The organism is Pseudoalteromonas sp. 2CM32C, assembly GCF_023161925.1.
Taxonomy (GTDB): Bacteria; Pseudomonadota; Gammaproteobacteria; order Enterobacterales; family Alteromonadaceae; genus Pseudoalteromonas; species Pseudoalteromonas marina.
This window is the reverse complement of record NZ_JALNTI010000005.1, coordinates 260457-273075: the sequence shown is the minus strand read 5'-3', so window position 1 is coordinate 273075 and position 12619 is coordinate 260457. Positions and strand designations below refer to the sequence as shown.

Below are 12619 nucleotides of genomic sequence, written 5' to 3'. Positions count from 1 at the left end.
TTTGTTTATATAAATCCTCCCTTAAAAATTCATACATTGCCGTTTTTTAATTGATAAGGACATAAGACCTATCAAGCATTGTCACACTGTTGCAGTATGGATGGTATATATTAAGGGTCGATTTTTCTTTTAACTTGCTTGGAATGAGGAAAGCAAATGACTTCAGCTCTACAAAGGCTAAAACAACATTCATCTATCGTAGCCGACACTGGCGATATTGAAGCGATCAAAAAGCATCAACCAGAAGATGCAACCACAAACCCGTCGCTTTTATTAAAAGCGAGCGAGATTGAAGCTTATAAGCCTTACCTAGATAAAGCTTGGAGCTATGCAAAAGAAACCGAGCAAGATCCAGCTAAACAACTAGAACTTGCATGTGACTACTTTGCTGTTTTACTTGGTAAAGAAATTAGTGAGATTGTACCGGGTTATATTTCTACCGAAGTAGATGCACGTTTATCGTTTGATACTCAAGCAACTATTGATAAAGCACACACATTACTTAGCCTTTACGAAAAAGAAGGCGTAAGCAAAGACAAAATTTTAATTAAAGTTGCGTCTACGTGGGAAGGTATTAAAGCCGCTGAGCAGTTAGAAAAAGAAGGGACTAAATGTAACCTTACTTTATTATTTAGCGACGCCCAAGCCCGTGCATGTGCTGATGCAAATGTATTTCTAATCTCGCCATTTGTGGGCCGTATTTTAGATTGGCACGTTGCTAACGGCATGGAAAAACCAACGGATCCACTACAAGATCCAGGTGTTCAATCAGTACGCAGCATTTTTGAATTTTACAAACGTCATGACTACAAAACAGTAGTGATGGGCGCAAGTTTCCGTAATACAGGCGAAATTATTGCACTAACAGGTTGTGACAAGCTAACTATTAGCCCTAATCTTTTAGAAGACTTAGGTAACCTTGAAGGCGCACAAGAATATTTACTAGAAAGTGATATTCCTAAAGAGCCGAAACCTGAGCCGCTTACAGAAGCTCAGTTCCGTTGGTTACATAACCAAGATGCAATGGCAACTGAAAAGCTAGCTGAAGGTATTCGCTCTTTTGCTGATGCACAAGAACAGCTAGAAGCACGTTTTAAAGCAATGTAATTGATTTGAACGTACTTTAAAAAACGTCGCAATTGCGGCGTTTTTTTATGCCTGTAAAGTGCCGACTAATAACCCGACCTCCCTCATACATTTTAGCTGTAAACAAAATAACTCTCATCGACTTAAATTTCTTTGTAAATTTTATACAACGTGTTTTTGTATTTAAAAGCAATACTTTACTTGTATAAACCTTCATTTAAACACCACAACTTTGTAACATCTCTGTCACTTTTTTATTCTATTTTAGCTGGGCCTGTGGTATAGGTACTCTTGAGGTCAATAAAATCAATAGGAGAAGTTCATGGATAGCCTAAACGATATATTAGAGATACTAGAAGGTCCTGATGAAAAAAGAAAAACCTCTCAGAAGAACAAAAAAAGAAAATGGCGCGAAATAGAAGCAATAAAAGATAAACAACGTCTACGTAAAGAATTAGAGGAATTTGATTACTTTGCAGACACAATTGCAATTGATGAGCTAGATTTTTAATTTCTATACCCACCAATTACACAAAAGCCCTCATCTATGAGGGCTTTTTTAATGCTTAAACTTATTAAGCTAAACCTGCCAATTTATAGGTTTTTTACCTTGTGCTAACAGCAGTTCGTTAGTTTTCGAAAAGTGCTTACAACCAAAAAAGCCTCGGTGAGCCGACAGCGGCGACGGATGCGGCCCTTTTAAAATATGATTACGTGCACTGTTTATACTTTTACCTTTTTTTTGCGCATGTGCGCCCCATAAAATAAATACTACATCTTCGCAGTGCTCATTAATATGCGCAATTACGTTATCGGTAAATTGCTCCCAACCTAAATGTTTATGGGAATGGGCCTGCCCTTGCTCTACCGTTAAAACAGTATTTAGTAAAAACACGCCTTGTTCTGCCCAGCTTTGTAAGTAACCATGCTCAGGAATAACAAAGCCCTCAATATCTGTAGCTAGCTCTTTGTACATATTTTTAAGCGAGGGTGGGAGTTTTTTTACCTCAGGCATAACAGAAAAACACAGCCCATGAGCTTGCCCTTCGCCGTGGTAAGGGTCTTGCCCTAAAATTACCACCCTAATATTGTTTAGCGGCGTGGCATTAAATGCATTAAATACGTACGGCTCGGGAGGGTAAACAGCAATACCTTCCGCTCGGCGGTTTTCAACTGCATTTAAAGTTTGCTGCATATAAGGGTGCTGTAGCTCGTTTTGTAAAAATGTATCCCAGTCGCTCATTACATACTCTTTATTATTTTTCGTGACGTGTCTATTTTATCACACATATCAGCAAGCCCATCTAACATACGCGGTGTAAAACGGTGAAGTAAATCGGCATTAACGCGAATAAACTGGTTATTTGTAACCGCAGGCACTTCTGGCCATGCCTGCCAATTAACATTAGGCTGCGGGGTATTAGATTTTTCGTCAGGAATAATAATAATTTGAGGCTTAGTTACAATGACATTTTCAATGCTGATTTGTGGATACGGGGTCGTGCTATTAGCAAACACATTATTTACGTGACAGGTATTTACTAGTTGGCCAATCCATGTACTTTCACTGATTGTCATCATAGGCTCAGCCCATAACTGATAAAAACCAGATATAGGCTGCTTCCCTTGCTGGTTTTTAATAATAGCGGCTAACTTTTGCTTAAAAGCTTTAGCAACCTGTTGGCTTTGCTTTTCGTACCCTGTTAGTTTACCAAGTGTTAGTAGCTCAGTTTGCACGGCTTCTATGGTTGTAGGGTTACTTGAATGAACTTTAATACCCAAGCGCTCTATTTGTGCGATATCTTCCTGCTGATTTCCGCTTTTCCAAGCAATCACTAAATCAGGTTTTAAGGCTAATAATTTCTCAAGCGAAATACCATAGTAGCCGCCAATGCGAGCTATATTTTTTGCTTCATATGGGTAGTCGGCATAGTCAACGGTGCCCACAATATTGTCACCTGCACCAATGGCAAATAGGTTTTCAACTATGTGTGGGGCAAGCGCAACTATACGTAGTTTTTTAATCTCAGGCGCTGAGTTCGCCACAGCATTGCCGTGTAAACTAAGCAGCATGAAACCTATAAAAAGCAATTTAAACACTAGTAGTCAAACCCTTCTAACGCTTTTACACCTGAGTCGAATGCGTGTTTTACATTACGTACCTCGCTCACAGTATCGGCAAGGTCAGTCAATGCTCTGTGCGCTGCGCGTCCTGTGATAATAACCGACTGCATAGCCGGGCGATTATTAAGTGCACTTAGTACTTCGTCTAAGTCGATATAACCATAAGTCACCATGTAGGTTAGCTCATCAAGTAACACTAAGTTAATACTGCTGTCGGCAAGCATGCGCTTTGCCTCTTGCCATGTTGCTTGTGCTGCTAAGGTATCGGCCTCTTTATTTTGTGTATCCCATGTAAAGCCAGTATTCATTACAGCAAATTCAACCCCTGCGCCTAGTAATAAATTACGCTCACCACACTCCCATGTCCCTTTTATGAATTGACACACAGCGGCTTTTTGACCGTGGCCAACACAGCGTGCTACCACGCCAAAACCAGAAGTCGATTTACCTTTACCATTGCCAGTAATAACCTGAAAAATACCTTTAACCTCTTGCGCGGCTTCAACACGGGCATCTACGTGTTCTTTTACTTTTTGCTGGCGCTGTTTGTGTTTGTCGTTTGTTTGTTCAGTCATTATTATGCCCTTTATAAATCGAGGTAATTTGCGCTATATCTAAATGTGTTTCGCACATGGTTGCTAAACGCGCTAACTGCTGTTCGCGGTGTGTATCAATACTTATTGGATCAATATTTAAATCTGGCTTTACCCATTTTAAAATTTCCATCGTGGCGTTGGGCTCATCAAATAAACCGTGTAAATAAGTGCCCGCAATTGCATTATCGTCACTTATAAAACCATCTGTTTTAAACCCATTTGGATGCTGACTAAAGGTAATTAAAGGGGTCTTTAATGCATTGCCTTTACTTACTCCCGCATGAATTTCATAACCACTACATAAAGTTTGTCGATTATTTAGCTTTAAAGTGGCCGTCACTTTACTTAATACTTTTTGCGATGTGAGTGTGGTTTCAAACTCACATAATGCCAACCCACTCACACTTTTTAATGACGACTCAACACCCTCGGGGTCGTAAATTATATTACCCAGCATTTGCATTCCCCCACAAATTCCAAGTACTTTTCCACCATAGCGTAAGTGGCGTTTTATCTGATTATCCCACCCTTCGTTTATCAAAAAATTTAAATCGCCAAGTACGTTTTTACTACCAGGCAATATAATAAGATCAACATCAGGAATGACCTGCGTATGGCGTATATAGTTAACATTAATATTTGGGTGTAAACGCAGTGCGTCAAAATCAGTATGATTACTAATATGCGGCACTAATAATATTGCAATATTGATAGTTGCATGGGTAACGTTATTGTTTATTGCAACAGCATCTTCCGCGTCGAGAGTTAAATCGTGAAGGTATGGCAGTACTCCTAAAACAGGTTTACCCGTGTATTGCTCTAACCAGTCAAGCCCTCCTTGAAGCAAACTTATATCACCTCTAAAACGGTTAATTACAAAACCCTTTACACGTGCTTGCTCAGATCCGCTAAGTAATGCCAATGTCCCCACTAAATGAGCAAATACACCGCCTTTATCTATATCAGCAATAATAATCACTGGGCAGTCTACTTTTTCAGCGTAGCCCATGTTAGCTATGTCGTTTTCACGCAGGTTTATTTCAGCAGGGCTTCCCGCACCTTCAACCAATAAAAGCTCAAACCGTTCTGCTAAACGCTCGTGTGATGTAATGACAGCGTCCATGGCGACTTTTTTATAATCGTGGTACTTACCGGCTTCCATGTTGCTAATCGCTTTACCATGAATAATAACTTGAGCGCCTGTATCGCTATTGGGTTTAAGTAATATCGGGTTAAAGTCGGTTTCGGGCTCTACCTTAGCAGCAATAGCTTGCAAAGCTTGCGCACGGCCAATTTCGCCACCGTCGTTTGTCACTGCGCTATTAAGTGCCATATTTTGTGGCTTAAACGGTGCGACTTTTATGCCTTGATTTGCAAATACTCGGCAAAGTGCAGCCACTAAGGTGCTTTTTCCCGCATCCGAGGTAGTACCCTGTATCATGAGTGTTTTCATGGCTACACCTTAGACTTTCGAAAAAAGAGTAAACTTAAGAAAAACGCACTCCCCATAGCGGCCGTGATCACCCCTACTGGCAACTCTTGATTTTGAAGTAAAGAACGAGACAGTACATCGACCCACACCATAAATGTGCCTCCTGCTAAGCTTGTTATTAATAGCCCTGCTACGGTGCCTTGTGAAATAAAAAAGCGCACAATATGTGGCACCATTAATCCAACAAAACCAATACCGCCACACATTGCCACCAGCACAGCGGTTATTAGTGAGCTTAAAATTAGCATCAGCACCCTAAATCGATGCACTTTAACACCAAGGGTTATGGCACTTTCGTCACCTAATAACATGGCATTAAGCTGGCGCCTAAAACTAATCATTACGCAGGTGCACAGTGTAATCACTAAAAAGGGTATCCAAAGCGTTGCCCACTGCGCACGTGCAAAACTTCCTAAGGTCCAAAATAAAATTGCAGCAACGGCTTGCGGCTCGCTCCAATAAAGCAACAAACTCGTAAATGCACTAAATAAAAACGAGAGTGCAACACCAGCAAGTAACATAGACTCAACTTGCCCGCCCTGCTGCCTTGTGGCAATTAATATAAGTAAGCTCATTGCTAATAAGCTACCAAGCAAGGCTGCGGCCGAAAGCATAAAACCCGCGCTAATTCCCACAAATGCCATAAGTACAACTACACCAAACGAAGCACCTGACGATATACCGAATAAGTAAGGATCGGCTAATGGGTTACGTGTCACGGTTTGTAAAATTAGCCCAGCGATAGCTAACCCGGCACCTGCTAAAAACGCCAATAATGTACGGGGCATTCTTAATTCAAAAATAATACGGCTGGTGAATGAAGCATCATTTAAATAAATAAAACTGTTAAATACATCCTGTATTGAGGTATCTGCAGCACCAAAGCTCAATGCTAAAAATAAACTTACTAAGGCAATAGTAATGCAAATAATCAGTGCAACTGAATGGCGTACATGCATTGCTAACATATTATTTGTAACCATAAAAGTAGGTAATATGAGGCGTAACTTTGCCCAATTGAGATTCTTGAGGATGGTTACTAACCTGAGCGCATACACCAAATACATCGTCAAGCATGTGCTCAGTCAGTACCTCTGCAGGAGAGCCGGTATGCGTTATTTCTCCATTTTTAATGACGACAAGCTCATCACACATAGCACTAGCCAAATTAAGATCATGAAACGAAGCAAATACTGTAACACCAAGAGACTTTGCCAGCTCCATAACCTGTATTTGATATTTAACATCAAGGTGGCTAGTGGGCTCATCCATAATTAACAGCTGAGGTTGCTGAACAATAGCACGTGCAATGAGTGCGCGCTGCTTTTCGCCTCCAGAGAGCGATTCAAAATTTTGATTTGTGTGCAGCTCAAGCCCTACCGTTTTTATAGCTAGAGTGATTTGTTGTTTTTCGCTTTGCGATGTTGAACTAAATAACGATTTATGAGGTGTTAGGCCAAGAGCCACAACATCAAATAACGACAAATTAAAATGCGATGGCGCCTCTTGTAAAACAACAGCAACGCACTTTGCATATTCGTCACTTTTAAGCTGCCAAATATCATGGTTATTAAATTCTACAACCCCTTCATTAGGCTTATTAAAACGATATAAACAACGCAGTAAACTCGATTTACCTGCACCATTAGGGCCAATTAAGCCCACAAATTTACCTTCGGGTATTTGCACATTAATGTGTTTGAGAATAGGTTTATTTGCTATTCCCCACGAGAGATTTTGAACGTTTAATAATGGTGCTTTAGTTTGCAATACTCTGTCCTAGACACGAGTACCCACTTGTAATGCAACCACCAAAAAGGAGTACATTAAAATTAGCATGAGTAGGCCCGCTCATTAAAAATTGATTTGTATCTGACTTAAAGCATAGCGCTAATTACAGTTGCGGGAACAGTTGAGGAATTGCACCTCATTCCAAATGAAGCTCTATTATGGGCGGGTAAGTAAATAATTTAAAGCAAAAAAAACCGCGCTAATTACAGCGCGGTTAAAAAGGGAGTGTTTTAACTCGTCGTTAAAACTTATATTCCATACCTAAACCTAAGTAATCTTGGTCTACGTTGTTGTCCATATCAAAGCTTGAGTAAAAGCCAAATACTTTAATGTTTTTGTTAAGCTTGTGATCAACACCCACTGAAATAGCTGTTTTATCATCACTATCGTCAAAGTCCATTGCTTGGTACTGAACTTTAAACGTGTTTTTACCCATGTTGTATGCTGCATTTAATAAGTAACCGTCACCTTCAGCTGAACCGTCTACTTTTTCTTGAGTTTGGTACATAGCACCGAGTTTAAAGTCTTCAACTTTACCTTGGATTGACGCACGTACTACATCGTAACCATTTACTTCGCTGTCAGCTGCAATTGAGGCATATACCGCACTCTTTTTAAGTGCTGAATCACCGTAAGTTACTGCCATTGAGTAACCGTTATCAGCATCTACATCATCCTCAGCAATAAAAGTAGCAAGTACTTTAAAACCTTCGTATGAGTTAGAAGTATATGTAATTGAATCACCTAAACGGTTTTCACCCTTGAATACGTTTTTAATATCGCCTTCAAGGTCATTAAATAAATCGAGTTTACCTTGCGCTTGTTTAAACGCCGTGTCGTTACGACCCACTACTACCTGACCAAACGAGCCTTTAACACCAACATATTGGTTACGCGCAGAAATATTATCGTCGTCGCCTTTTGAGTCTGCATCTGTTACATCAACTTGAAACTCAAACTTATAAACTGCTTCTAAGCCATCGGTAATTTTTTCTGAACCTTTAAGGCCAAAACGAGATGCATTACTTTTAATTTCAGTGAACGACCCTTCGCCGTCATCTGTAGACTGAACAGTCACATTTGCTTTACCGTAAACATCAACGTCAGCAAGTACATTAAAAGATAAACCACTTAGCAAAGCGACACATAAGCTCGATTTTACAAATTTCATGTTATTTCCTCGATAATCACAAAAGACTAATTTTTAAAACGACTGCAGTTTGTCACCACTAAATGACAGAAATATTACAAATGAAATATTTTTGACTTTTAAAGTTAATAAAACTGCATTATTTATGAAATCAAAAGGACATGAACATCAATCATACAAATATGTACCCACTTAAAATCCAATTACTAAGCATGTGCCTTAATAGTAGGTAGTAAATTTATGAGTGTTTCTATCAGTTCCTTTTGTTCGTTATCTCTATGGTAGGCTACAAATATATCTCTTGACGTATTTTCTACGTTTTTTACATGAAATAATTCACCATTTTCTAAATGTTGCTCAACCAAAACATGTGGAATAAATGCGCTACCACCACATTGTAGTATTAAATCTAACGCAATTCGTCCGGTACTTGTTCTAAAGTAAGGAGGCGTTTTACCGGTAAACTGGCGTGCATGCCAAAGTGAAAATGTCGTTCCCCAGTCAACATACACGTACTGATTATCAAAAAAGTTTTCGTTTGTTGCAGTGTCATACCCACTTACAGGAATAATAGGCAGTTCACAAATACGCTCAACAACTAACTCATCTACTTTTGGTGGATCAAATAAAATGGCTAAATCAAGCGTGCGCTCAAGCAATAATCGCGTGCTTTCTTGCTGGGCTTTAACTTCAGCAACCAAAGAGACTCCCGGCATAGCCGACACAATATTAGTAATACCAAACTGCAAAAAGGCATCCCAAATATTAGGCGTCCCTGCCAAGCTAATTTGTTTATGCATATTATCAGCAAGGGCTACATCTACTTTGGCGCGCTGCATACCAGTTATGATCATTTGCGCATGAGGCAACAACCGCTCACCAGGCGCTGTTAATTGAATATTATTACGCTGGCGAATAAATAAATTAACACCAAGCCCTTGCTCTAATTGACGAATACGAAAACTGACCGCCGACTGCGTTATATAGAGGTTCTCTGCGGCTTTACCGAAATGACGCGTGCGCACTACTTCAACAAATGTTTTTAATAAATCGATATCCACTTTTTTATCCTCACGATAAAAATAACTTGTTTAAAAAATTGCCAAACTTGCATCATACTCCAACTAATTAATAGGGTATGAGGATATAGCTATGAGCATTAACATTTCACTACTACGCCAAGCATTTGTTAGCCAACGTCAATTTTATGATGATCAAAATTTTCCACGTGGTTTTAGCCGCAGCGGAAATTTCACCTTATTAGAAGCCAGTATACTAGAACAACATGGCATTGTTTTAAAAGGTTTATATAGTAAGACGATTGAACCACAAAATGAGCACCAAGAAAATTTTGTAGCCGTAGTAACTGGCTCACAAGAACCAACTAATCCGATTGAGCGAGCATGGCTAAAATACCTAAAGCTTACGACATGTAAAACGAAGTTTCATACCTTATTTGGCCGCTCAAAAATATCGAGCCCTGCGCCAATAAATAATGAAAGTTTTTCAGAATCAGATAGCCTATAACACACTCAGCTATTTGCTTTTTGGCGCTTTTACGGTTACAAAGTGTATTAAGCAATTTTTTTGCATAATATAAACTGGGTGTTCCGTGAAGCGAAAAATATTAATAGTTGAAGATACACCTGCTATAGCGCTTGTGCAGAAACATATAGCGCTAAAAGTAGGCTACGAAGTAGATGTAGCAGAAACGTTAGCACAAACAAAAATACTAATTAGTCAAAATAATTACTTTTGCGCTGTTGTAGATTTTATTTTGCCTGATGCGCCTAATGGTGAGGCAGTACCGTGCACAATTAACGCAGAAATCCCCACCATTGTCATGACGGGTAGCATTGATAAAAAAACACGTGATACTGTTGAAAAATTTCCAATAATTGATTACATAATAAAAGAAAATAAACAAGCTTATCAATATCTTGAAAAACAGCTTAAGCGTTTGCCTCGCAACGAAAGTGTAAAAGTATTAGTTGTTGATGATTCTATATCTACCCGCCACTATATTGTGAGCTTATTGTTACGTCATAAATATCAAGTATCTGAAGCTGAGGATGGCAAGCAAGCACTTGAAATGTTGGCAAAGTCACCCGACATTTCAGTGATCATCACTGATAACGAGATGCCCAACATGAATGGCGATGAGTTATGCAGTGAAATTCGCAGATTATACAATAACGACGAAAAAGCAATTATTGGTATTTCAGGCGCTGACTCGTCGGAGCTATCTACTTTATTTTTAAAAAATGGCGCAAATGACTACCTCCATAAACCCTTTAATAACGAAGAGTTTTATTGCAGGCTAAGCCAAAACGTCGACATGCTTCAACAAATAGCCACAATTAAGCGCCAAGCGAATACGGATTACCTTACTGACCTACCTAATCGTCGTTACTTTTTTGAGCAAGCAAATACGTCTTTAAAAGCGCTCAGCCTCAAAAAGGCAAACGGCTCACTGGCTATGATTGATATAGACCACTTTAAATCTATTAACGACACATATGGCCATGATACAGGCGATCAGGTTTTAAAAGGACTGGCTATTTGCTTTAAAAAATACTTTAAAAAATATTTAGTCGCGCGTTTAGGTGGCGAAGAATTTGCCGTTTACTTTGCTGATGAAAACACCCCAGAAGCACTGAAGAGACTGGAAGGGTTTAGGTATTTTGTAGAAAATAACAGCCAAGAGTTTAGTAAAGAAAAAATAAAACTGACCATTTCAATAGGCTTTTCTGGCGGGCCCGTTTATCAAATGGATACATTATTAAAACAGGCCGACCAAAAACTTTATGAGGCTAAAGAAGCTGGTCGCAACCAAGTAACTAGCTAAATAAATAGTTAAGCAACTTCGGCGGCTGTAATGGCCGCTTTTTTACGCTTACGTGATTGATGATAAGAATCCCAACTAAAGATAGCCAGAGCACTCCAAATACATGCAAAGGTAATAAGCCTTTCTGTATCAAATACCTCATCGTAAAACACCACAGCAAGTATAAACATTAAACTAGGCCCTATATATTGAAAAAAGCCTAGGGTTGTATATTGCAAGCGCTTAGCGGCACCTGTAAAGCAAAGCAGCGGCAATGTGGTAACAATACCAGCACTAATAAGAAGTAAATTAGTAAGCCAATCGTTATTTGGCAGGCTTGAAGTAGCAGAAGGTGCCATCATCCACCAATAAACCAACGCCACTGGTAGTAATATTAACGCCTCGAGCAAAATGCCCGGCAACGCCTCAACGGGAAGCTTTTTTCGTAATAGGCCATAAAGTGCAAACGATATAGCGAGTGAAAAAGCAACAACAGGGAACGAGCCAAAACTCACCAACTGTAATATCACACCCGAGAACGCAAGCCCAACAGCCACACCTTGAAATTTTCGGAGGCGTTCACCTAAAAAAAGCATGCCTAATAAAACATTTAACAGCGGATTTATGTAATAGCCTAAACTTGCATCGAGCATATGGTTATTGTTAATCGCCCATATAAATAATCCCCAGTTAAAACCAAGTAGCCCCGAGGTGACAACCAGCATTAACATCAGTTTGGGCTGTATTATAATGTGCTTAATTTTACGCCAGTACTTTAGAACACTCACCACTAAAATTAAAAATACGACTGACCACACAACACGATGCATTAATATTTCAAATGCAGTCACATGTTGTATTAACTTGAAGTAAATGGGAGCAAGACCCCACATAACAAAAGCAAGACAGGCAAATATTGCGCCTTTACGCTGCTCGGTAACAATTGGCATAGTAAACACTTAGTGATTTAAAAGGTCGCCAGTTTACTCGCCAAACAGGTTTTATCCAACTAAATACGTGCCCGTGCCAAAAGCGATTTGTACAGATTGCTCATTATGTAATTCCATTCGGCACACGCACACTTTATTACCTGAACGAATAAGCGTGGCACTGGCGGTAAACACATCCCCTTTTCCTGGGCGCAAATAATCGGTGCGTAAATCAATAGTGCCCAGTGTTGCTAATTTTTTTTGTACACTGTTCATATCTAAATCGGTCAGCTTATCTATCACACTCGCCGCTGCGAGCATACCACCGACGTTATCGAGCACCGCTGAAATAATCCCACCATGAAGAATTTTTTGGGCTGGGTTACCTATAAAAACATCCTGCCACGGGAATGTAATTTTAGCTTGTTCTGGGCTAAGTGATTCTACCGATATATTTAAAAATTGATTAAACGGCATACCATTTACGAATAGCGCCCCCACTTGTTCAATTAACATTTCTTTATTCATTATTATTCTCTGATATTAATAGGTACATCGAGTAAAACATACCTTGTTTAAAACTACGAGCGTAAAGCTAAAGACATCTTATAAAAAAAACACTAA

14 protein-coding genes and 1 riboswitch are annotated in these 12619 nt (G+C 39.4%); of the genes, 4 read left to right on the top strand and 10 right to left on the bottom strand.

The features are described 5' to 3' along the window. Positions 1-156 precede the first annotated feature (156 nt). Together tal and MTF67_RS11985 are read left to right on the top strand one after the other, a co-directional pair. The gene (tal, locus tag MTF67_RS11990) at positions 157-1107 is read left to right on the top strand and encodes a transaldolase (RefSeq protein WP_006793149.1); all 951 of its coding nucleotides are present in this window, start codon (positions 157-159) and stop codon (positions 1105-1107) included. Positions 1108-1408: 301 nt separating this feature from the next. Continuing rightward, positions 1409-1597, top strand: coding sequence for a DUF3545 family protein (locus MTF67_RS11985; RefSeq protein ID WP_006793150.1), 189 nt, complete (start codon positions 1409-1411; stop codon positions 1595-1597). Between the two features lie 69 nt (positions 1598-1666). Here MTF67_RS11985 and ung read toward each other — a convergent pair whose 3' ends face one another. The 8 genes from ung to MTF67_RS11945 all read right to left on the bottom strand — a co-directional run bounded on the left by ung (position 1667) and on the right by MTF67_RS11945 (position 9300). Beyond that, entirely contained in the window at positions 1667-2329 is a 663-nt protein-coding gene (ung, locus tag MTF67_RS11980; protein WP_248519637.1) for a uracil-DNA glycosylase, read from the bottom strand. Then, positions 2329-3186 (bottom strand): cobalamin-binding protein, encoded by an 858-nt coding sequence (locus MTF67_RS11975; RefSeq protein WP_248519636.1) that lies wholly within the window; start codon positions 3184-3186, stop codon positions 2329-2331. The genes ung and MTF67_RS11975 overlap by 1 nt, the downstream gene beginning before the upstream one ends. Further along, positions 3186-3785: a cob(I)yrinic acid a,c-diamide adenosyltransferase gene (gene cobO, locus MTF67_RS11970; protein ID WP_138739877.1), complete on the bottom strand. Its 600-nt coding sequence runs from the start codon at positions 3783-3785 to the stop codon at positions 3186-3188. Before cobO ends, MTF67_RS11975 begins: the two co-directional genes overlap by 1 nt. Then, a complete protein-coding gene (locus tag MTF67_RS11965; protein WP_248519635.1) occupies positions 3778-5259 on the bottom strand; it encodes a cobyric acid synthase in 1482 nt (493 codons plus the stop codon). Before MTF67_RS11965 ends, cobO begins: the two co-directional genes overlap by 8 nt. Positions 5260-5261: 2 nt before the next feature. Beyond that, positions 5262-6266, bottom strand: a complete 1005-nt coding sequence (locus MTF67_RS11960; RefSeq protein WP_058429751.1) for an iron ABC transporter permease — start codon at positions 6264-6266, stop codon at positions 5262-5264. A 1-nt stretch (position 6267) separates the two neighbouring features. Further along, positions 6268-7068: an ABC transporter ATP-binding protein gene (locus MTF67_RS11955; RefSeq protein WP_248519634.1), complete on the bottom strand. Its 801-nt coding sequence runs from the start codon at positions 7066-7068 to the stop codon at positions 6268-6270. A gap of 75 nt (positions 7069-7143) precedes the next feature. Continuing rightward, positions 7144-7283, bottom strand: a riboswitch (cobalamin riboswitch). 47 nt (positions 7284-7330) lie between these two features. After that, positions 7331-8260: a porin gene (locus MTF67_RS11950; protein ID WP_243531631.1), complete on the bottom strand. Its 930-nt coding sequence runs from the start codon at positions 8258-8260 to the stop codon at positions 7331-7333. Positions 8261-8445: 185 nt separating this feature from the next. Continuing rightward, positions 8446-9300, bottom strand: a complete 855-nt coding sequence (locus MTF67_RS11945; protein ID WP_008128976.1) for a LysR family transcriptional regulator — start codon at positions 9298-9300, stop codon at positions 8446-8448. A 91-nt stretch (positions 9301-9391) separates the two neighbouring features. Between MTF67_RS11945 and MTF67_RS11940 the strand changes: the two genes are divergently transcribed. Then, positions 9392-9766 carry a DUF413 domain-containing protein gene (locus MTF67_RS11940; protein WP_248519633.1) on the top strand — a complete coding sequence of 125 codons (375 nt, stop codon included), beginning with the start codon at positions 9392-9394 and terminating at the stop codon, positions 9764-9766. A gap of 85 nt (positions 9767-9851) precedes the next feature. Then, entirely contained in the window at positions 9852-11087 is a 1236-nt protein-coding gene (locus MTF67_RS11935) for a diguanylate cyclase (protein ID WP_248519632.1), read from the top strand. A gap of 8 nt (positions 11088-11095) precedes the next feature. Here MTF67_RS11935 and rarD read toward each other — a convergent pair whose 3' ends face one another. Next, entirely contained in the window at positions 11096-12016 is a 921-nt protein-coding gene (rarD, locus tag MTF67_RS11930; RefSeq protein ID WP_010556565.1) for an EamA family transporter RarD, read from the bottom strand. A gap of 51 nt (positions 12017-12067) precedes the next feature. Beyond that, positions 12068-12523, bottom strand: a complete 456-nt coding sequence (locus MTF67_RS11925; RefSeq protein WP_006793162.1) for a thioesterase family protein — start codon at positions 12521-12523, stop codon at positions 12068-12070. Positions 12524-12619 lie beyond the last annotated feature (96 nt).

What these genes read in the sequence shown, in the direction of transcription:
- MTF67_RS11960 (WP_058429751.1), bottom strand. Translation starts at nt 6,266, where the DNA reads ATGTTAGCAATGCATGTACGCCATTCAGTTGCACTGATTATTTGCATT.
- MTF67_RS11985 (WP_006793150.1), top strand. Translation starts at nt 1,409, where the DNA reads ATGGATAGCCTAAACGATATATTAGAGATACTAGAAGGTCCTGATGAA.
- MTF67_RS11940 (WP_248519633.1), top strand. Translation starts at nt 9,392, where the DNA reads ATGAGCATTAACATTTCACTACTACGCCAAGCATTTGTTAGCCAACGT.
- tal (WP_006793149.1), top strand. Translation starts at nt 157, where the DNA reads ATGACTTCAGCTCTACAAAGGCTAAAACAACATTCATCTATCGTAGCC.
- cobO (WP_138739877.1), bottom strand. Translation starts at nt 3,785, where the DNA reads ATGACTGAACAAACAAACGACAAACACAAACAGCGCCAGCAAAAAGTA.
- ung (WP_248519637.1), bottom strand. Translation starts at nt 2,329, where the DNA reads ATGAGCGACTGGGATACATTTTTACAAAACGAGCTACAGCACCCTTAT.
- MTF67_RS11950 (WP_243531631.1), bottom strand. Translation starts at nt 8,260, where the DNA reads ATGAAATTTGTAAAATCGAGCTTATGTGTCGCTTTGCTAAGTGGTTTA.
- rarD (WP_010556565.1), bottom strand. Translation starts at nt 12,016, where the DNA reads ATGCCAATTGTTACCGAGCAGCGTAAAGGCGCAATATTTGCCTGTCTT.
- MTF67_RS11925 (WP_006793162.1), bottom strand. Translation starts at nt 12,523, where the DNA reads ATGAATAAAGAAATGTTAATTGAACAAGTGGGGGCGCTATTCGTAAAT.
- MTF67_RS11965 (WP_248519635.1), bottom strand. Translation starts at nt 5,259, where the DNA reads ATGAAAACACTCATGATACAGGGTACTACCTCGGATGCGGGAAAAAGC.